The sequence below is a fragment of the Paraburkholderia sp. BR14312 genome (genome assembly GCF_040948675.1).
Classification (GTDB): Bacteria; Pseudomonadota; Gammaproteobacteria; order Burkholderiales; family Burkholderiaceae; genus Paraburkholderia; species Paraburkholderia nodosa_A.
The window spans coordinates 117,909-138,002 of sequence record NZ_JBFPKI010000016.1 but is presented as its reverse complement, the minus strand read 5'-3'; the positions used below and the strand labels follow the sequence as shown (position 1 = coordinate 138,002).

The window sequence follows — 20,094 nt, the reverse complement described above, 5'->3', positions numbered from 1 at the left end:
GCGGCAGCTTTCGACGGCGCCAGTCCGTTGGCATGCGTGTCCATCGCCGCCACGTGTGCGTTGGCACACTGCGGGCGGCGCCGCTAGCCGGGAGTCCATATCGAACCTCATCATCTGCACGATGGCCAGCGCCGCAATGAACGTGTGATCCGACACGCCCATGCCTGCCAGCCGTCTGAGCAGTGCCCGGTTCTCGACCGGCAGGCGCACGCGGCGCGCAGTTCGGAGGCTGCCGTTGGCCTCCTGAACGTCATTCGACTACCAGGGTCAGGGGCGCACGGAAGGCTGTTCACCAGACGCAAATGCCAGCTTGAATCTGGGCCAGAGGCCCTCACCCCAGTCACGCATCTTTGCCAGATACGCGACCTTGTCCGGGAAACGGCCAACGTTTGGGGCATGCCAGTCTGATTCGCTTGCTGAGAGCGAGGTGCTGGACTCGATGCCATCCAGTTCCGGGTCGAACAAGTAGGATACCTCCAGCAAGCCCCACGTTTCCGCCCGGGTGAATCGGACGTCTACGAAATCCTGCGGAAAACTCATGCCTTTTGCAGACAGGTCGCGGCCCGCAAGACGATCAAGCGCAGGCATCCTGAGGGCGCGATCCTCCCATTGCTGCAGGGGCGATGCAAAAAAGTTGTTGATCAGCCAGCATGCCTGATGTCCGTATGGCGTTACCTCTTCAAGCGCAAGGTAATTCAGGTCGGGATTGCCGCTCCTGCACCCGTTTGCGGCGGGAAAGCCGGTTCCCGGTAGTTCGTCGCTCCGGACTGCAAACAAGCGAATGGCTCCAACAAGCCTCCTTTGCTCGATTCGCCCCAGAAAATACGCGACGCCAGATGTGCCATGCAGACGGCCGCTGCTGTTTGCCAGTACGGCCCACTGGCCCGGTGGAAGCGGCACCATGAACCCTTCGATCTCGATCGACTGGCGATAGGTGCGTCCGACGAGTGGACTGTCGAGGCCGGAGGAGTCTGCCCTGATAGCCGGGCCGGGCGCCGCGGGCACAACGTGTGCGTGCACTGGCGCTTGCGCCGTCTGGCCCGAATCGGCTGTCGGGATTGCCGCTGGGGTTTTGCTTTTGGCTTCGGCGGATGCCGGCTTCGGCACAGTACTGGCCGGCGCCTGTGCCACTGCAGCGGGCACGACCTCCGCGACGGGCGCCTGGATGGCTGCCGGACCGGGAGGCGCCTTGAATTGTTGCGGGTCGCGAAGCGCTGGCCGCGGTACTTCCGGCGACGGAATGGTATCCACCGAGTGCCGGGTCGGCAGAAAAGACACGACTCCAACCGAGAGCAAAACAGCCACGGACAGGCAAGCGCGCCAGAGCGGCGCGCGCGTCCACAGCGATTTGACGGGCGCCCTGTCGACTTCGGGTGTGTTCGAATTCATCGCTCAGCTCGCGCGATCACCTTGCCGTCGACCGACACCAGCATGACCCTGGCGTGTCCCTGCCGCTTCGCGTCAATCAGCGTGTCGGCGAGAGACTCTTCGACCGCACGCACAAGATCCCGTGACGAAGCACCGCTGCCCATTCGCTGCTGCCGCCGCATCATGTCCACCAGGATATCGGGATCGATGCCTTCTTCGGCAACATCCAGGCCGTAACTTTTGATCATCGCTTCGATCTCGAGCGCCGCGACCCGCGCGATGTCGAGACCGCAGAGCGACTTGAAGACGAAGATCCGGTCGATGCGGTTCAGTACCTCGGGAGCGAACCCTGCCTCGCGCAGTGCATTCGTGGACGCGCGACGCAGTTCGTCTGCATCATTCGCGAACATGACGCTCAGGGTCTGGAGTTCATCGGTCGCCGCGTTCGAGGTCAGAATGAAGATTGCGCGAGTGGTCGAGATCTGCCTGCCGTCAGATGCCTCAGTGACGAAGCCGTCGTTCCAGGCAGTGAGAAAGTTCTTGTGGATCTCGGGATGAGCCTTCTCGATCTCGTCAAGCAGGACAACTGCATCGGGTGTATCGCGCAAGGCGGCCGTGAGTTTGCCATACGTATTTGAACCAACGTAGCCTTTGGAGGCACCGAACAATTGGGTCGCCGCGTGTGCGCCGCCCGAAAACTGGGTCATGTCGAAGTGCAACAGGCGGCGCCCCAACTCTGCCGCGAGGCATTTCGCCAGATAGGTTTTCCCGGTCCCAGGCGGTCCCGCAAGAATGAATACGCCAACCGGCTTGTTGCGCTGCTGCAGCGCGAGGCGGCGACGAATTTGAGCCGCCACATCGTCGCAAACCGCATCCTGGCCGATAACCTTGCGCTTCAGTGCACTGGCCAGCGCCTCTGCATCGATTATCTGGGGCTTCGGCTCGTGCGCGAGTTTCTCCTCGAGCGCACGCCGGTTCGTGAGTCTGTCAAGCGCATCCATTAACCACCCGCCTTTGGTGGCGTCAGGGTTTTTACCCCGATGCCGATCGTAAAAAAAACCTGCAATGGTTATCAGCCAGAACGCGATTGCAATGCCGAGCATGCTCCAAACATGCTCGTGCAGGAAAACGGCAACGTCATGTGCGTCGCGTTCGACATCTGCGCGATCGGGTTTGTGCTGAAGGAGGAACTGCGCCACCGCGATACCTGTCATGAGAAGGAAGGCGAGCGGTGCAAATCGGGCCGCGAAGGTGGTTAGCCTTTGCATCGGTTCGCCCCGTTGTCCACACACCCAGTCAGGCGCAGCGTGAAGGCCACTAGCGCCGCAAGCCCTGCGCGTGCCCGCCAGGTGGTTCCTGTGACCCGGATCGGGGAAAGTACAGTCATGGCTGTCCTGTTCGTGTTCATGGCGTGGCGATCTGGTTCATGTTCAGGTGCCCGGGTTTCGAGACGATATCGATGCACACATGATCCCGGAGCTGGCATCATCCCGAAATACTGCGTATGCCCGTTGAGCGTGACGTGCACCAGATACCGGTTAGGTTCGCCTCGTGTAGCAACGGCAGCTTCGACTCCACGTGCAGCTGGCAGCCAGCGAAAGGCTGGCCTTCTGCGCCGATGCGCTTCCTGGCAGACCCGGCGTGGCGATCGCACAGAGCGCAAATGAATGGATACGTCGAATTAACCCTTGCTCGAGAATGCGCATCCTGGCGGCGAAGACGACGTCACCGGCGCAGCGCGAGTACCCAGTACCGGCGCGGGAGCACTGCGACCGATACCGATAAAGTTCGCCGCCCGGACAGCAGCCGCACAATCAGACCCGCTCGCAACGGGCAAGCGACTGCACACACTCATCGACGCTCAGCTCATGCAGCATGTCGGTACGCAAGGTGTCGTCAACAGCACGCTGCAGCGCACCCAATGCACGCGGCTTCAGGCGTACAAGCTGCAATTGCTGTCCACGTGCAACGCATTCAGCGGCAAATATGCGCAACGCCTCGATCGCTGAGCCGTCGACATCCGGTGTTTCTTCGAGACTCAACATGACGGTTCGCGCATTGGGAATACGTGCGAGCATCCTCACCTTGCCGAGCACGCGATCAGTGTTCGCGAAGAAAAGCGGCACTTCGGGGCGCACGATCAGCAGCCCGGGAACCGGGTGTGCATCTTCGTGGCGGGATATGTCAACGAAGTCATGGCTGTCGCGCAGGCGACCCAGCACGCTGATATTGGGCTCTGAGAGCTTGCGCAGGGTCAGCATCAAACTCACGCCGATCGCGACCAGCAGCCCGTGCAGCACGCCGAGCACCAGCACCGCGAGCAACGCCGCGAGCACGACCAGACGGTCCCGTTGCCAGGTCCAGTACGGCTTGAATACCGACGGATGCAGTGAATGGCTCACCGCAAAAATGACGATGGCGGCCAGCACCGGCTCCGGCGTGCGTGACAGTTGCGGCAGGAGAAACCACACGATCAATGCGATCACCGCCGCGGCGCAGAGACCGGCAAGGCGGGATTGTGCACCGGCAGCCTCGTTGGCCGATGTCGCCGAATAGCCGGCGCCGACTGGCATGCCATGGAGCAACCCGGAGACAATATTCGCGAAACCGAGCGCAACCAGGTCGCGGTTTGCCGACACCGTATCACTGTGCTTTAGCGCGAAGTTGCGAATCGCCCCGTACGACTCAGCGTACAGGATCAGCATCAGGGCAAAGCCGAGTTCTGCGGTCTGCATCCACTGCGCGCGACCGAGCTCGGGCAGCCCAAAGGAAATGTGCTGCAGATCAATCGCGCCAACCACGGCGATGCCGTACCGATGCCAGTCGATCCAGTAGCCGGCGCCGATGCCAAGCACGATGACGATCAGCGTTCCGGGCACGCGGGCGCGATGTCCGAGAACGAACAGGATCGCCAGCGCCACCGCACCTAGTGCCAGGCTGTACACATTGCATTGGACAGCTTCGCGTACAAGATCGAGCGCAATCCGTGGCGTGTCGCTGTGATGCACGGGTAAGTCGAGTATCTTCGGCAACTGCTTGATGACGATGGTCAGCGCGAGGCCAAATGTGAAGCCGCGCAGCACGGGGCGGGCGATGAAATCCGACATGCCACCGAGGCGCGCCGCGCCCGCAAGCACAAAAAGCACACCGGTCGTGGCGACGAGCGCTGCGGCCAGCGCCAGTTGCGTCGCAGCGTTGACGGCGGATCCAGACAGCACGGTGGCCGCGAGCACGGCGGCCGATGACGACGTCGCCGAGACGATCGCGAAACGGCTGCTGCCGGTCAACGCATACACCATGAGGCCCGCCAGCAGCGCGATCAGACCGGCCTGCGGCGGCTGATTGCCAATGCCTGCGTAAGCTACCGCTTCCGGAAGCAGCAGCCCCGCGATCGAAATGCCGGCGAGCGCGTCGCGCGCGACGCGTGGTCCGCGCTCAATTGATTGTTCAGCGGGTGCCGCGAAATGGTCGGCATGCTGAAGTTGGGTAGCTGGATGTCCAGGATCGGAGTTCATATCAAGCCATGTGAAAAAATCGCGGACGCGCCGCGCACGCGTCGGTCAGCCAGCGGCAGCCACGCCTGACCAGCCCGGCAGGTAACGCGCCTCAGGCAGGTGTGCAAGCGCTTTCGCTTCGTCGAGCGCCCTGGCAAAGTTCTTTTCGATCCGGCTGGGCGATATACGCTGCCTCAGGAAATCCGCCCACAGAAACTCGCTGAACGGTGTCGTGTCCTTCGCGTAGCCACCAGCGCCGCGCAGTTCGCCGGCGAGACTGCGATAGGGATCATTCTCGAGCCCGGTAAGGACCTTCGGCAGACGGTCGTAATCATGCCGTTTGCCTTCGGTATCGAACGGATGAACCCACTGGCCGTGTTCCATCATGCGCCAGAACGTGATGTCATCAAGCCATGACAGATCCTTGATGACCATTGCCGTTACCTCCCTGACGCCCTCCTCGAAAAGCGCGAGCCCCAGGTGATGGTGATCAATGACATACTGGCGGCCCTGTGGCCCCAGCACAACGGGAAACCAGTGCGACGCAATGGTCTTCCTGCGAGCCTTTTTGCGAAGCGCCTTCCAGTGTTCGCGCTTTGCGGCAACTTCACGATAGCCCACCGTCATCTGGGTCGGACGCAGCGCTTCGAGTTGTGCTGGAACAAGATGAATGTTCGAATTCGGTACCACAGTGTTTATCCGCCAATTTGTTCAGTTGGCCGGGAATCGATCGTGTTCGCGAAGCGTTCCCCGGCGCAATCCATTACGCGCGCCTGATGAGACGGACAACGATCAGGGCGAAATGAAGCTCATGGTTCGCCATGAACGCCCCGGAAAGACGAAAGCCCCGGGCCGTTCATGGCGAACCAGGGCTTCCTGGGTCCCGGCCGACGCGCTTGGAGTGCAACCAGAACTTGTCCGCCATTCTATAAAGTTACCGCGGAGCGTAATGTCAAATATTGTCAGTGAGGAGTCCATGACACTCCCTGACAGTCCATCTGGCGTAGATGTCTTAGCCTTGGGGATGACAGTTGCTGGTCTGAACTGTCTAAGTGTGCGTACTCGTTTAGCGCGCCGTTCGAGCGGCGCGCCCTTTTTTCGTCCCCGGTGTTTTGGGTGCCAGAAAAACGAGCATTGGCCCTATGTGTTCTAACGGTCTTGTGCGACGTCAAGTCGCCTGGTTCGTCGATTCACCGCCGAGGTTAGTGGCAGGCGACTGGGCGTTCGGTCGCCGATAGTCCATCTGTGCATGCCGCATCAGTAACTGCCTGGCGTGAAACCGCCGGGACAATGCAGCGCGGCGCTATCAAGGCCAAGGATTTTCAGATCCAGGCTCTTCTGCCAGTGTCAAGACGGAGTGGGTGCCCGACTGTGCGGCATGGTTACGCGTGTTTCGCCCTGCGACCTTGAACACTTTTTTTCTCGTCCTCTTTCGACGCATTGCATCAGCGCAGAACCGGCAAACAGCGGGTCGTTCAATATCCAGATTCCGTCCGCGACAGACGGCGGAGCAAATGCGCGAGACCTGCGACAGCGCGCCGGCAACGCAACTGCTGCAAGACCGCCTGAAACCCAATATTCAATGCGGCGCAGTTGCCGGTGAGCTTGCATGACCTTGGCACCAGGGAAACACCAGACCGCTGATAGCTTGTCGCTCGAAGAGCGTGCCGGAGCGTTACCCGCCCCCAAGCCTCCCCGTCGTGGCGGCGATAAAAACCGGCATGGTCGATTACCAGATTCAACCACAATCCGGGAAGTCTCCGCCTTACAGGTTGGAGCATCTCAGGGCCGGGAATCCCCTAGCTGACAATGCCTGACAGTTTGCTCTCGCCATCTGCCGTAGTCTGGGCAGGACAGCCCCTGGAACCTGTCAATGTGGCGTGGCCCGCTTTGCGCGCCGGCTAGTCCGGCGCGCACTTTTTCATATCGTCCCGCGACGGGTTGAGGTCTCTCCGGGGCTCCTGCCCTGCGGTCCTCCAGGCAAACGGGAAATATCGTTAAATGGGAGCTGTCGAGGCCCGCAGGAAGACTTCCTGTTCGTCGCACGGACTTTCCAGGCCTCGATACCCGCATCGCATGCAGCAACATGGCTGCCTTACGGTATCGATAAGTGATGCCTATGGGCCCTCGCCTGGTCGCATTATGACGGCGATGATGACCATCCCTTCACGACCTTCACTGGGCATGTGTTCGACGTGCCTCAGCACCGCCGCATCGCAGTTCTCAGAGCGCGTCGATGATCAAAGACGTGTGCGTCAAAGCCGGTGTGCCGAACTTCGCGGAAACGCTCGACTGCCGACGAGCAGGAGCTCGCGCCTGGTTGCATGTCCGCGACAGTGCACGTCTACGAAACACAAAAATGATCTGGCCAGCCAGGGGTGATCTACGACCCGGAATCAGTCGACTGGCTGTTTGTGAACTTCAACGGAGGGACGCGCGGGGCGCGACTTTTCAAAATGCCCCGCGGCGGTACGTCGTGCGGAGCGCCTTCACGATGGGTCGGAAAGCGCCCGGGAGCCTTCCTGACAGGTTCTGACAAATCACAACCGTCATTCGATATAAGCTGTACCGACAGTCTCGCATCTGCCACGGGAGAGCTCCTGCCGCCATGGTTCGAAACAGGCAGAACGATCCAAATCACCAAAACTATCGCATTGACGCAAGCGCTAATGATCCGATGGAATGAAACCGAAGGACTACCTCCAACGATCTGGCTGACGGGCCTGTCGGGTGCTGGAAAGTCCACCATTGCTTTCGCACTTTGCTCATCGCTACGCGAGCTTGACACAAAAGCCATCGTACTGGACAGTGACGAGATCCGGCAGGGAGTATGCTCCGATCTGGGGTTCTCGCGAGACGAACGCACCGAAAACATTCGCAGGATTGCGCACATTGCCCGGCTATTCGCCATGGAAGGCTACGTCGTCGTAGTCGCAGCAATCGCTCCGCAACACGCGCATCGCGAGCTCGCCCGATCCATCATCGGCCACAGCTTCCTGGAAGTCTTTGTATCCGCTCCCCTCGAGGTCTGCATTGCACGTGATCCGAAGGGGCTATATGCGCTTGCAAGAAAGGGAAGTCTATCCCATTTCACGGGCGTTTCTGCCGCCTATGAGTCGCCATCCAATCCCGATCTCGTCATCGACACCACGCGCATCAGCGTGAAGAATGCGGTTTCCGACACTTTGCAATTGCTGAACGCCAGTGCGAACCGCGCGTACGCCGGTGCGCTCATGTAATCCGGCTTCTCCCCCGCTCACAGTACGTAGAAGGCGTCACGCGTCGATGTCTAACTTGCCAGGCTATTCCCGAACGACGCGCCAGTTCGACACGGTGGTGCCCAAAGGACCCAACGCCGGGTGTCCCGTGAGATGTTGCTGCCAACGCGCGGCAAGCGCTGAATGAACAATTGGAAAATTATGCACTCGCTATCGCCCAGGAAGATCGTTTTCCTCCACATGCAGAAGACAGCAGGCTCGGACATCGCCGCGCAGTTCTATCAGGGTCGTCTCGGCAAGTTCTTTTTCCCGGAAAATCTGCGTGCGGTTCTGGGATTCCTGCCTCCTCACATGCTTGAGAAGTACAGTTTCTTCTATGGGCATGGATTCAGGAATCAGGAGATAGTCAACATTCCGGGCGAGAAGCTCCTGTTCACGTTCTTTCGTGATCCCGTCGAGCGTCTAATTTCGCATTACGAATGGCTATCCAGTTACAAGCTGGATATCGAGAACGGAGTCATTCCTCAGCCTGAAACAATTCCTGCCAAGATGATGACGTGTGACGACTTCTTCCAGTCACCCATTCTGAATTACATTCCAGCGTTCAACAATTATTACACACGCACAGTATTTGAATTTTTTTCGGATGAGAGAACGGACGACATCGATTATATGTTGTCTGTCGCAAAGAATAGCCTTCAACGTTTTGATTTCATCGGTCTGCTCGATTCCTACGGGGAGTCGCTCGACTATCTCGGAAGATTACTTGATCTGCGACTTGACGATAATTCGACGCGTCCTAAAACCAATGAAACCATTACCCTTTCCAGCAACAACGAGTTCCACGAAGGCGGCGGGTGTTTCAACGTCTCAGCAGACACGTTGCACGGCATTTTGCGCAGGAACGCGGCTGATATCGAGCTTTACGAGCATGTACGTCAGTACGCACGCGATCGGTTTGGATTGTCCGCTACGCGCACGCTAACCGGGCTGAGCACGCAGGGCGTCATGCATCGTGGGTATGGCGACCCGTGCCTTTACAGTGACTCTGAAGGTTACGTCCAGTTTGGGCCCTACGAGCGCATCAATGCGGGCAGGTACGCGGTCACCTTCCAGGTAAGAGCGGTCCAGCATAGGGCTTCGTGTTCCGGTCTCCCACCCGACGCCGTCGTTGCGACGCTTGACGTGGTCGCCTCCGACGGGAGTGAACGCGAATTCGCAAAGCTGGACGTCAGATGGTCCGACCTGCGCATCGGCGAAATGGCGTCATTCACCTTGCAAATTGATCTGCAACTCCCGGTATCGCGACTGGAGTGTCGCGTCTACTCATGGGGGGTGTGCGAACTGGAGTGCCCCGTCTCGCTCCCCGTCCATCATGCAGCCGACTACGAGCCAGGTTCAAGATCGAATTTGCCAGAGTATCTCACCGCAAGCGTCGGCGATGCAGAGGCGGTGCGGCGCGCGCAGGACCCGCAAGCTTCGAACATTGATACCCTGCCCACACCAAGGGCGAATGCGCTGACGCAACCGTGACGCAGATCTACCTCGACATTACGCGCCTTCTAAAAGGCGCACTGTTACGAAAGCGACCAACCGGCGTTGACCGGGTCGGCCTTGCCTATGTACAGCATTATGGCGAGCGTGCCGTCGCGGCGGTCTGCATCGGCGGATTCTGTGCCGCTTTGTCGCCGCGCGCCTCGGCACGCCTCTTTTCCGCGGTTCAGACATACCATCCGGCCGGCCGTTTGAGCTTGACGCTTACCGTGTTGCGCGGCCTTCTGTTTGGCTCGCGGCGCCTCACTCGCGGCGGCATGCTGCTGCACACTTCACACTCGGGCGCTGAATCCGGCAGGTATTTTCGTTCGTTGCGCGCCCAGGGTGTGCACGTGGCCTGCATGATTCACGACCTCATTCCTCTGTCCCACCCCGAATTCTGTCGTCCCGGGACGGCGCAACAGCATGACCGGAGAATGCGCATTGCCCTCGCGAGCGCGAGCGCAATCATCGCAAATTCACAGGCAACGCTCGATGCAGTCAACGCATACGCCCGACGAGAGGGATTGAGTCTTCCGCGCACGGTCGTCGCGCAGCTTGCACCCGGTACGACGCAGGTCCAGTCCCCGGCTCCTTTGGTGGCTGGGCCGTATTTCGTGATGGTTGGCACTATAGAGCCACGGAAGAATCATTGGTTCATCCTGCAGCTTTGGCGCCGACTTGTTGCGCAGTTCGGCGCAGCCGCGCCTCGCCTCGTACTCGTCGGACGACAGGGATGGAAGTATGAGAATGTGATCAGCATGCTCGATGAGTGTGCCGAGCTTCAACATGCGGTCGTCTTCGAGCCAGACTGTCCGGACGCGCGGCTCGCGGCCTGGCTCACGCATGCGCGCGCACTCGTCTTCCCCTCTTTCGCGGAAGGATTCGGGATGCCCGTCGCCGAGGCGCTCGCTGCCGGAGTGCCGGTGATTGCAAGCGACTTGCCGGTATTCCGGGAATACGCGGGCGACGTCCCTGACTATGTCGATCCCCTGGATGGACCGGCATGGCTCGCCAAGCTCATTACATACGCGAACGGCAATACGGGTGACCGTGCACTTCAGCTTGCACGACTGCAGAGCTATCAACCACCGGGCTGGCTTGAGCACTTCGCCCGCGTCGATGCGCTGCTTGAAGAGCTGGGTGCAGCCCCATGAGAAGAAGCAGCGCGCCCGCTTGCACGAGAACCGCTTCCGCCTGCATCCACTCCTTCTGGCGGCGACACAAACGGATACCAGGACAAACACAGCTATTCTGGGTTGACGGGATACTCTCGAAAACACTGCTCAAGTTTGCCGTCATGCTTGGCTACCGCCCGCGCATCGCGTGGTCCGGGCCGCCCGCACATGCACGGCGCGATGGCCGCCCTCCCCTAAGCTGGCTGGAGCACACCGTCACCGGTGACAGCGTGCCTCGCTCGATAGTCAACTGGCTCAATGCCGAATTAGCATGCACCGCACACGTCCCCCACGGCTCTAGCGAGGCGCTGATCCGCCGCACCTGTGCGTCGTGGATTGAGTCGATTTCCGGGCGGCATCGTCCCGCCGTTGCCGCAGGCCCAACGCCCATCGGCGCCGTCGCTGTCGTTATCGACGAACGACGGTGGACATATGACCCTGCCACTGAATCGCCGCACCCTCGACGGGCGACCTTCGAACAGTTGCTCGCAACCGCTCGCGAGATGGATCCCCGCGCCGAACTGCTGATCGTACGATCGTCGGACCCCGGATGCGGAAATTGGCTATCCGTTGAATGTGCAGCAGGACAGACATGCGGCCGCCCTGTCGACCGTGCGACCGCATGGTCGCTCATCGGCCAGGGCTGTAATGTCTACACGCTGGGCGCATCAGAGGGACTGCTGGCGCTGCTTCAAGGCGCCAACGTCCACGTTTTCGGAGCTCCGATGTATGCCGGATGGGGGCTGACGCAGGACCAATTTCCGCTCGAAGGCAGGACAGCGCGGCCCACGTCGGGCCAGCTTTTTCATGCGATCATGAATGGGTGCACGCGTTATACCGATCCCCATACGCACAAGCCAGGGCACCTTAAAGCCCTTCTCAAGATTCTGGAATTGCAGGGCGCGGTTGCGAAGCGCTTTGAAGACCTGCGCAATCCGGTGGGTATCGGCATCCAGCGGTGGAAGCGCCCATTCATCTCGCCTTTCCTGTCCGCCTGTCCGGGCGACGTCCGCTGGTCCAGCGACGCAGGCACGGTAAAGGACTCTGAGCAGATCCTTCTCTGGGGCACCCGTTCGGCAACCGGAGCCGCGGCGGACAGACAGGTTATCAGAGTGGAAGATGGATTCCTCCATTCGTGCGGTCTCGGATCGGACCTGCATGCACCCTCCAGTCAGATCATCGATCGTACGGGCATTTACTTCGATCCTCGTGCGCCCGGCGATCTCATCGAAATCCTGAATACGACCCTCTTCGATCCTGACGAACTGGTTCGGGCTTCGTTACTTCGACAGAGCATTGTCGCGAATGGACTCACAAAATACAACCTTGGCCGGCAGCGCCCCACCTGGTCCGGAGCGCGCGGCAGGAAGATCGTTCTTGTGGTCGGTCAGGTCGCCGATGATGCCTCTGTGGTTCTGGGCGCAGAGACTGTGCGGACAATGGAGGCGCTGGTGGATCGGGTGCGGGCGCAGCGCCCGCACGCGTTCCTGGTCTACCGGCCGCACCCTGATGTCATCGCGGGCAATCGCAACGGTCTGATGGATGCGTCCAGTACGGCGGACGTAGTCGACATGCGATCGGATATTGTGTCTCTGATCGAGATCGCCGATGAGGTACACACGCTCACCTCACTGGCCGGCTTTGACGCGCTGTTACGTGGCAAAGCCGTATTCACCTACGGTACTCCGTTTTACGCGGGCTGGGGACTGACAAGCGACGCAGCCGGAAAGATTTGCGGCAGGGCAAGGCACCTGAGCATCGACATGCTGACGGCAGGTGTGCTCTTACGCTATCCGCTCTATTGGGACTGGACACTCGGTCTGTTCACCACACCCGAGGCAATCGTCGCCCAGCTGGCGCGATGTGCACCCCGCCCACTGTTGCACGAACGATCTCGCTTTATCCGGCTATCCAGAAAGACGCTGCGCTGGAGCCGAAACCAGTTTGTCGCCAACCGGCCATGGACCGTGCGCAAGCGTGAAACGTTCGAGCAATCCTGAATCACCCTTTCTCACCAGCGAATCTGATATGCACATTTTTCCTGTCGTTCTTTGCGGCGGTAACGGAACCCGTCTCTGGCCAATGTCTCGTGGCAGCTTGCCCAAGCAGTATCTGAAACTGCTTGGAGAGCACACACTGCTGCAACAGACGGTGCTAAGAACGTTGTCAGTCGATGGCGTTGCACCGCCTATTGTGATTGCGAATAGCGAGCAGCGTTTTCTGGTGGCCGAGCAGCTGCGCGAGATCTCCGTTTCGCCCGAGGCGATGATACTCGAACCCGTCGGGCGCAATACAGCCCCGGCAATTGGAATCGCCGCACTCGCCGCACTGCGCAAATCCCCGGACGCGCTCCTCCTGGTTCTTCCGGCCGACCACGTTATTGCGAACGCGGCCGAGTTTGCAAAGTTGGTGCGTAACGCTGCGATGACCGCCAGGGAGGGGTACCTGGTCACGTTCGGCATCGAACCGGACGGCCCGGAGACCGGGTATGGCTATATCAGGGCAAGCTCCGTGGTGGGCACACACGGACACGCCTCGAGCGTCGACAGCTTTGTAGAAAAGCCTGATCTGGAAACGGCCCGCACCCTGGTGAACCGGGGCGACTACCTGTGGAACAGTGGCATGTTCCTTCTCAGCGCCGCACAGTATCTAGCCGAATTGCGAGCATACGAGCAGGACACCGCCGGCTTCGCCGAAGCGGCACTCGCTCAGGCGACGTCGGACGACGATTTCATCCGCCTCGCCGGGGAACCTTTCGCCCGTTGCCGGGATATCTCGATCGACTACGCTGTCATGGAGCGCACAGCCCACGCAGCAGTGGTACGCGCAACGGGGCTGGGCTGGAACGACGTCGGTTCATGGACGACGCTTGCCGCACTCTCCGGAAGCGACCCAGCGGGAAATTTCACCACTGGCGACGTGATCGTCGACGGCGTACGCAATTCGTACATCCGCGCCGAACATCGCATGGTGGCAGCCGTTGGCGTACAGGACGTGGTTATCGTGGAAACGGCTGATGCAGTGCTGGTCGCGCACAAGGACAAGGTCCAGGATGTCAAGAAAATCGTCAACCGTCTCAATGCGTCCGGTCGTCAGGAATCCGTCGTCCACCGGCGAGTTGTCCGGCCCTGGGGGTCGTACGAAGGGATAGATCACGGTGAACGGTTCCAGGTAAAGCGTCTGATCGTGTACCCGGCGGCGGAACTGAGCCTGCAAATGCACCATCACCGCGCAGAACACTGGATCGTGGTCAAAGGCACTGCGCTGGTCACGATTGGCGATGAGCAACACATGCTGAGCGAAAACCAGTCGACCTATATTCCGCTGGGCACCACCCACCGTTTGAGCAATCCTGGCAAGATTCCTCTGGAGCTGATCGAGGTACAGTCTGGCGCCTACCTCGGCGAAGACGACATAGTCCGGTTCGCGGATACCTACGGCCGCGCCTGAGCAACCCAGTTCTGGCGATAATCCGTCACGCACGACGTCGTGACGGTGCCAGGTTCCCACTGCTTCCTTTCAGCTCTGCAAAAACCATCAGCAGTTAAAGATGCGCGGCCTCCTCGGCGCGCGCGCCCGGCGTCTCACTTCCTTCCCCCCCGATGGCGTCGGACCATCGGGTGACGTCAAACATCTGACCGGTGTAGAAGCTTCCATTAAGCTGCGTCTGCTCGACAACAAACGCCCTGTACCGTTCATACAGCTTCATATCGGGAGCAGACCTCTGAGCGCTGCCCCAGAAGTCGTCAAGCGGCCCCTGGAACGTCAGACCTTCCATATCGTAAATCGCTTTTCCCAATGCCTTCACCGGCAACGCATGGTGAATGCCCGAAAGACCCACCGTGCTGTTGACAACCACAAGCCCGATGGCATGCTCAAGAAGCGTGGGCAGGTGCTGGTCGTGAAGATAAAGCACCCTGCCTTGCACTCCGTACCGGCAAGCGAGACGCGAAATCGCTTTCGTATAGTCTGAATGCCCTCTATCCAGCGGGTGATGCTTGAACACCAGCTGGTAGTCTGTATTTTCTGATTGCGCGAACGAGCAGATGACCTCCTCGATAAAGGCGGTCATGGACGGAAAGCGGGAATGCACGCGAATCTGCGAATCGATGGCGGTCTGCAGCGAAACAAGAAAGTAATGCTTGCTCCTTTGCCTTGTCAGATAGTTGAGCATGCCTCTTTCCTTCACACGATACATCAGCTTGCGCCACGCCGCCCGAAGCCAGCAATACGCCTCCGAAAGATCGAGCGATCGATGGTGCCGGTAATGCGGAAACATGACGCGACCGGCAGTCGATGCAACGCCGTAGAGCGCGCCCCACAAGACAAGGTACCTGAACGTCCGCCCTGTCTGCCGCGCCGCCCGCGCGGCGCGCTCAGGCAGGCTTCTGTAAAAGAGCGGGTCGCGGGGCAACAGTGAATGTCCATTTGTCCCATCGCGTTCGAGCGTAACGAAATCCGGGCGCACGTACCCTTCTTCGAACACCCACACTGCCACGCCACGGGCGCGTGCCACCTCACAGGCCACTACGTGATAGGGCCTGCAATCCCCAAACAGCATCACGACCTCAGTTCCAAGCTCGGTGAGCACGGAATCGAGAAACGCCGACCAATCGCGTTGCCGCCCCCTGTAGTTGATCGAGGAACCCGAGGCAAACAGCCAGTCCCCCGCATTAAGGTTTATCCTGTCGACAGAACTTGCACCTGCTTCCTGAAGCGCTGCCCGAAGTTTGGAAAAAAAGGGGCCCACTGGTCCCTGAAGCAACAGAACCCTCTTCCCCGAGAAATAATGCCAGCCGCCCGGCAACATGAAGATTCACCTCGTAATATTCGAACTTTGCCCCCGAGGCGCTGCGCGCTGGCAAGAGAGGTCGGGAGCGAGAGATCGATCCCATTCTTCACTCATCCCTTGACCATGCGAACTCGAGACGATGCCATTGGGTAACGCTGACAGTGCCAGCGCGACGCCAGCTTTCCAGGTCCCGAATCTAGTGCGATGAACCGCGCACTGATTCGATGAATGTCCCCACCCATCCGTTCAGTGTCGTCGCAACCTGATTCCGGTCGTAGCCCCTGTCCGTCAGTGCGAGATTGACGCACGCAACGATAAACACCAGCCCGACAGCCCGATACACAAAACCCGTATAGATGCCGAGCAGCACAAGAACCACCGGCGCGATGGCCAGTATCAATGCGGCATGTTTCGAAAAATCAAGCATGATGGCGGACACGTACATCAGAACGCCAAGAATGGCAGCCTTGACGGCATAGCCTGCGAAATTGCTCATTCCATCCTCGTCATATGGACTGGACGGCGCAGCTTCCCACACGCGCCGGGAGTCGGTGAAGCGGCGACTCTGGCGCATGGCGTGGTTCTCGACCTGCTGCGTCGTCCGCGGAACCTTAAAAGGAAAAACCCGATTCGTTTCGACGAAGATCCGCCTCTACCATCATCTGACACAGCTGTTCGAGCGTGGTCGTTGGCTGCCAGCCCAATTCATTGATGGCGCGCGAGGGGTCCCCGATCAGCAGATCCACTTCGGCGGGCCGGTAGAACTTGGGGTTGATCCTGACGAGCGTACGACCGGTCAGCTCATCGATGCCGACCTCGTCCTGACCAGCACCCTTCCAGAAGATATCGAAGCCCGCTGCCTTCCCCGCGAGCGTCACAAAGTCCCGGACCGTTTCGGTACGATTGGTTGCCAGAACATAGGTATCCGGTCGTGCTGCCTGGAGCATGCGCCACATGCCCTCGACATATTCCTCTGCATAGCCCCAGTCGCGCTTCGCATCCAGGTTACCAAGCTCCAGCACGTCGAGCTTGCCCAGCCGGATCTTTGCCATCGAGTCAGTCACCTTGCGCGTCACGAACTCCCGCCCACGCAGCGGCGACTCGTGGTTGAAAAGGATCCCGCTGCTACCAAAAATCCCATAGCTCTCGCGATAGTTGACCGTCATGTAGTGCGCAAACAGCTTCGCGACACCGTACGGACTGCGAGGATAGAAAGGCGTATCTTCTCTTTGCGGAATTGCCTGAACACGGCCGAACATTTCCGACGTGCTAGCCTGGTAGAAGCGCGCCTTCGGATGAACGAGGCGAACGGCCTCGAGCAGGTTCAGCGGCCCCAGCCCCGTAATCTCCGCCGTCGTGACAGGCTGCTCGAATGAAACGCCGACGAAGCTTTGCGCAGCGAGGTTGTATATCTCGTCAGCCTGGGTTTTCTCGACAAGCCGCACGCTCGCGCCCAGATCGGTCAGGTCATACTCGGTCAGGTGAAGCTCGGGATGGTCACTGATTCCGAGCTCCTCGATGCGCCAGAAATTGACGGAGCTTGTCCTTCGATAGGTGCCGTAAACCGTATAGCCTTTATCCAGCAGAAGTCTCGCCAGATATGCCCCGTCCTGACCGCCCACACCCGTCACAATAGCCTTACGCTTCACTCTTTTTCTCCCTAAATAACAGCATCCGATTTTAAAGTTGCAGACGCTCAGGAATCGGCGCCCACAAACAACGCATTGCGATAGGTCGCAACATTTGAAACCGTGTCAGGCTCCGCCGCGCCAGCAGATGCACGACGACGAAAATCCCCCGCGCGGATGATCTGACTGAGTTGCAGGTAGTTGCCGATGTCGAATAGCGCGACCCGCCCCGGGTAATACCGGGAAAACTGCAGGAACGTTTTCGTTCTTGTCGCAATCACCGGCCTGTTCAGATTCACTGCCATCGACATCGGGCCGGAGGCTGACTGTCCGACTTCGAGGTACGGCAGCAGGACAGCATCGCAAACCGCCATCGCGCGCGGAAACTCGTCGTCCGATATCGGCCCCATGAAGTGGGTGCGCCGCGAGATGTCTCGGCCGTGTGGCGTAGCAGCCAGTTCAAGCAGTTCGGGGACGGACGCATTGATCTGGATAGCCCTGCCAGTGTCGGCCTGCATGTCCTCCAGCCAGTTGCGCCCGGGGCTCACGATATTCACCAGTTCTGCGAGGTACGGATCCAGTGGCACGCCGCGCTGGATCGACTCAGGGTGCACGCCGCCAAAGATTGCAAGGTGATAGTTTTCGGGAAGCAGGTGTAGTGCGCGTAGTGCGGTATCGATGCCCTTATAGCTTCCTGTAAATCCGAAGCAACCAAGCAGCACCACATCGTCGGAGCAACGCTTGAGTAACGGGAATTCGGACCTTTGCGCATTTGCTTCGTAGTCCAGCGCTTCCCGCTCGGAATAGTATGCGAGCGGATGGTCATACACATTGGACATACGCTCAAGCACGCGGAGCATTCTCGCATCCCGCCGCGTGTGAACAACGACGCTCACCTTCTTTCTCCACTGGGCGCGACGTATCGCGCTATAGATACCCGCGCCGAGAAGCGCGTTGTCGACCTTGGAGTTGATGGCAAGCGACCACGCGCTGGCGAAATCCAACCGGGCAAGGCGCTCGCGCACTTGCTTCCAGTTAACGGACTCGCCTTCAAAAACGGTGTGGAATGTAATGCACACCTTCGGCGACGCCGCGATAAGCCGGCAAATGCGCTTGTACGCGTCCCGCTTGTTCTTGCCGAACAGGCCGTGTTCAAGCTGGATGTTGACGCAATCAAAATGGCGCAGTTCCCGGCAAATACGCTCGATCTCCTTGTCGGCCATCTTGCGGACTCGCCGGTTTGTGTGCCGGAACATGTACTGGTCAAGATCGAACACCTGGATGTCAAAATACGGTGAGAGCTGCCGGACAATCGCCCTTGCATAGCTGGCAATTCCGCACAGTTCGTCGTATGTGCTGATTACAGCAAGTGTTGGTTTATCACGTTTCATTTATCTGGTTCATTGAGACCGGCTATTGTTGATCGCCCCTTCATTCAGGCTGCGAGTTTTGCGGTGTAGATGGAATAAGCTTCGTCTGGCGAGTCGTAAACCGTTATGCGGCCGCGATCGAGGATCGCGGCGAGGTCACAATGCTGGCGTACGAGATTCGGATCGTGCGACACAAGTATCATCGAACGGTCCCTTCGCTTGACGAACAGTTCCTCGCGGCATCGCTCCTGGAACGTCTGGTCACCAACGGCAATAACCTCGTCGACAAGGAAGCAGTCGAACTCAACTGCGATCGACAGTGCAAACGCAAGCCTCGCCCGCATCCCGCTCGAATAGACCTTTACGGGCTCCTTCAGATAGGGGCCCAACTGAGCGAAGTCGTCCACGAAACTGCGCATCCGTGCCTCATCGCGGCGGTAGATCCTTGCAATAAAGCGCAGATTGTCCAGGCCCGTCAGACTGCTCTGGAATCCTCCTGAAAACGCGAGAGGCCAGGACAGGCTCATACCGCGATAGATCGAGCCGCTCGACGCATGCTCGACTCCAGCCAGTACCCTGATGAGCGTGGACTTGCCGGCGCCGTTCGCGCCCAGGATGCCGATTCGTTGCCCTCTTGCCAGTTCGAAACTGACGTCATCCAGGACTCGCCTCCTGCCCGCACTGCTTCCGTACCACTTGGTGACACGCTGCAAGCTGATCATCCCGCCTCCACATGGCGATGCACAATCCTCAGTACAAGAAGCCCCATGAGAAGCAGAATCGAAGATGAGGCCAACATGTAGGCGGGGCTGTAGTGGTAGCGGTACGCCTGTCCAAGATAGCCGCTACGTAGCATTTCAACGCCGTGCACCCACGGCAGCAGCAAGACAGCCTGCCTCGCCGGCGGTGGCAACCACTCAACCATGAATACGGAACCCGAAAATGGAAACAGAAGATACGTCGCCGTGTGCCAGACGCGCTCGGCGACTTCCGACAGTTCACTCACGGCTCCAACAAAGACGCCAAGTCCCGTCGACAGAAACGAAGTGAGCATCCACGCACCAATCACCCGTGAAAGATTTGCGGGGAGCTCGGCCAGGCCGAACAGGAAGAAGATGACCGTCAGGCTGTAGAACGAGATCGTTGCGCCTGCGATTTCCAGCGCAATGCGCGCCAGGAAAACGTCGAGCGGCGTCACATTCCGGTGGAACAGCAGGCTCAGGTTGGGCTTGAGTCCTCCAACGCAACGCGTCGCACAGTTGCGCCACAGAAGCACGGTCGAATAGCCGGTCAATGCAAATTCGACAATGGGCACATCGTGGCCGTGCGCTGCTTTCGTGACGTACCAGAGGGTCGCTATACCGAGCGTAAACATCATTGGTTCGACAAACAGCCATAGAAACCCTATGTTGTGACGCCCGTAGCGCGTAATGATTTCGCGCAGCAGCAGTGCAACAATGACGCGTAGCTGGATCGTGAACGACTGACGCAAGGTTGTATCGTGCATGGACGC

General features: G+C 59.4%; 15 protein-coding genes. 5 read left to right on the top strand and 10 right to left on the bottom strand.

Going from position 1 to position 20,094, the window contains the following annotated elements; genetic code table 11:
• Nucleotides 1-267: 267 nt before the first annotated feature.
• The 4 genes from AB3X98_RS35835 to AB3X98_RS35820 form a co-directional block, all read right to left on the bottom strand.
• Entirely contained in the window at nt 268-1,389 is a 1,122-nt protein-coding gene (locus tag AB3X98_RS35835; RefSeq protein ID WP_368604562.1) for a hypothetical protein, read from the bottom strand.
• A complete protein-coding gene (locus tag AB3X98_RS35830; protein ID WP_368604563.1) occupies nt 1,386-2,636 on the bottom strand; it encodes an AAA family ATPase in 1,251 nt (416 codons plus the stop codon). The genes AB3X98_RS35835 and AB3X98_RS35830 overlap by 4 nt, the downstream gene beginning before the upstream one ends.
• Nucleotides 2,637-3,182: 546 nt before the next feature.
• Entirely contained in the window at nt 3,183-4,883 is a 1,701-nt protein-coding gene (locus tag AB3X98_RS35825; protein WP_368604564.1) for a SulP family inorganic anion transporter, read from the bottom strand.
• Nucleotides 4,884-4,928: 45 nt separating this feature from the next.
• Nucleotides 4,929-5,552, bottom strand: coding sequence for a ParB-like protein (locus tag AB3X98_RS35820; RefSeq protein ID WP_368604566.1), 624 nt, complete (start codon nt 5,550-5,552; stop codon nt 4,929-4,931).
• A 1,979-nt stretch (nt 5,553-7,531) separates the two neighbouring features.
• Here AB3X98_RS35820 and cysC point away from each other — a divergent pair.
• The 5 genes from cysC (at nt 7,532) to AB3X98_RS35795 (ending at nt 14,241) form a co-directional block, all read left to right on the top strand.
• Nucleotides 7,532-8,101 (top strand): adenylyl-sulfate kinase, encoded by a 570-nt coding sequence (gene cysC / locus AB3X98_RS35815; protein WP_368604567.1) that lies wholly within the window; start codon nt 7,532-7,534, stop codon nt 8,099-8,101.
• Nucleotides 8,102-8,263: 162 nt separating this feature from the next.
• Entirely contained in the window at nt 8,264-9,613 is a 1,350-nt protein-coding gene (locus AB3X98_RS35810; RefSeq protein WP_368604568.1) for a hypothetical protein, read from the top strand.
• The gene (locus tag AB3X98_RS35805) at nt 9,610-10,770 is read left to right on the top strand and encodes a glycosyltransferase family 4 protein (protein ID WP_368604569.1); all 1,161 of its coding nucleotides are present in this window, start codon (nt 9,610-9,612) and stop codon (nt 10,768-10,770) included. The genes AB3X98_RS35810 and AB3X98_RS35805 overlap by 4 nt, the downstream gene beginning before the upstream one ends.
• 143 nt (nt 10,771-10,913) lie before the next feature.
• The gene (locus AB3X98_RS35800) at nt 10,914-12,791 is read left to right on the top strand and encodes a capsular biosynthesis protein (RefSeq protein ID WP_368604570.1); all 1,878 of its coding nucleotides are present in this window, start codon (nt 10,914-10,916) and stop codon (nt 12,789-12,791) included.
• Nucleotides 12,792-12,819: 28 nt separating this feature from the next.
• Nucleotides 12,820-14,241 (top strand): mannose-1-phosphate guanylyltransferase/mannose-6-phosphate isomerase, encoded by a 1,422-nt coding sequence (locus tag AB3X98_RS35795; RefSeq protein ID WP_368604637.1) that lies wholly within the window; start codon nt 12,820-12,822, stop codon nt 14,239-14,241.
• 94 nt (nt 14,242-14,335) lie between these two features.
• Here the strand turns inward: AB3X98_RS35795 and AB3X98_RS35790 are convergent, their stop codons facing one another.
• The 6 genes from AB3X98_RS35790 to AB3X98_RS35765 form a co-directional block, all read right to left on the bottom strand.
• Nucleotides 14,336-15,601: a capsule biosynthesis protein gene (locus AB3X98_RS35790; RefSeq protein WP_368604571.1), complete on the bottom strand. Its 1,266-nt coding sequence runs from the start codon at nt 15,599-15,601 to the stop codon at nt 14,336-14,338.
• A 178-nt stretch (nt 15,602-15,779) separates the two neighbouring features.
• Nucleotides 15,780-16,079 carry a hypothetical protein gene (locus AB3X98_RS35785; RefSeq protein ID WP_368604572.1) on the bottom strand — a complete coding sequence of 100 codons (300 nt, stop codon included), beginning with the start codon at nt 16,077-16,079 and terminating at the stop codon, nt 15,780-15,782.
• 115 nt (nt 16,080-16,194) lie between these two features.
• Nucleotides 16,195-17,232, bottom strand: a complete 1,038-nt coding sequence (gene gmd, locus AB3X98_RS35780) for a GDP-mannose 4,6-dehydratase (protein WP_368604573.1) — start codon at nt 17,230-17,232, stop codon at nt 16,195-16,197.
• A gap of 47 nt (nt 17,233-17,279) precedes the next feature.
• Nucleotides 17,280-18,602 (bottom strand): hypothetical protein, encoded by a 1,323-nt coding sequence (locus AB3X98_RS35775; protein ID WP_368604574.1) that lies wholly within the window; start codon nt 18,600-18,602, stop codon nt 17,280-17,282.
• Between the two features lie 44 nt (nt 18,603-18,646).
• Entirely contained in the window at nt 18,647-19,303 is a 657-nt protein-coding gene (locus AB3X98_RS35770; protein WP_368604575.1) for an ABC transporter ATP-binding protein, read from the bottom strand.
• Nucleotides 19,300-20,088: an ABC transporter permease gene (locus AB3X98_RS35765; RefSeq protein WP_368604576.1), complete on the bottom strand. Its 789-nt coding sequence runs from the start codon at nt 20,086-20,088 to the stop codon at nt 19,300-19,302. The genes AB3X98_RS35770 and AB3X98_RS35765 overlap by 4 nt, the downstream gene beginning before the upstream one ends.
• Between the last annotated feature and the right edge of the window lie 6 nt (nt 20,089-20,094).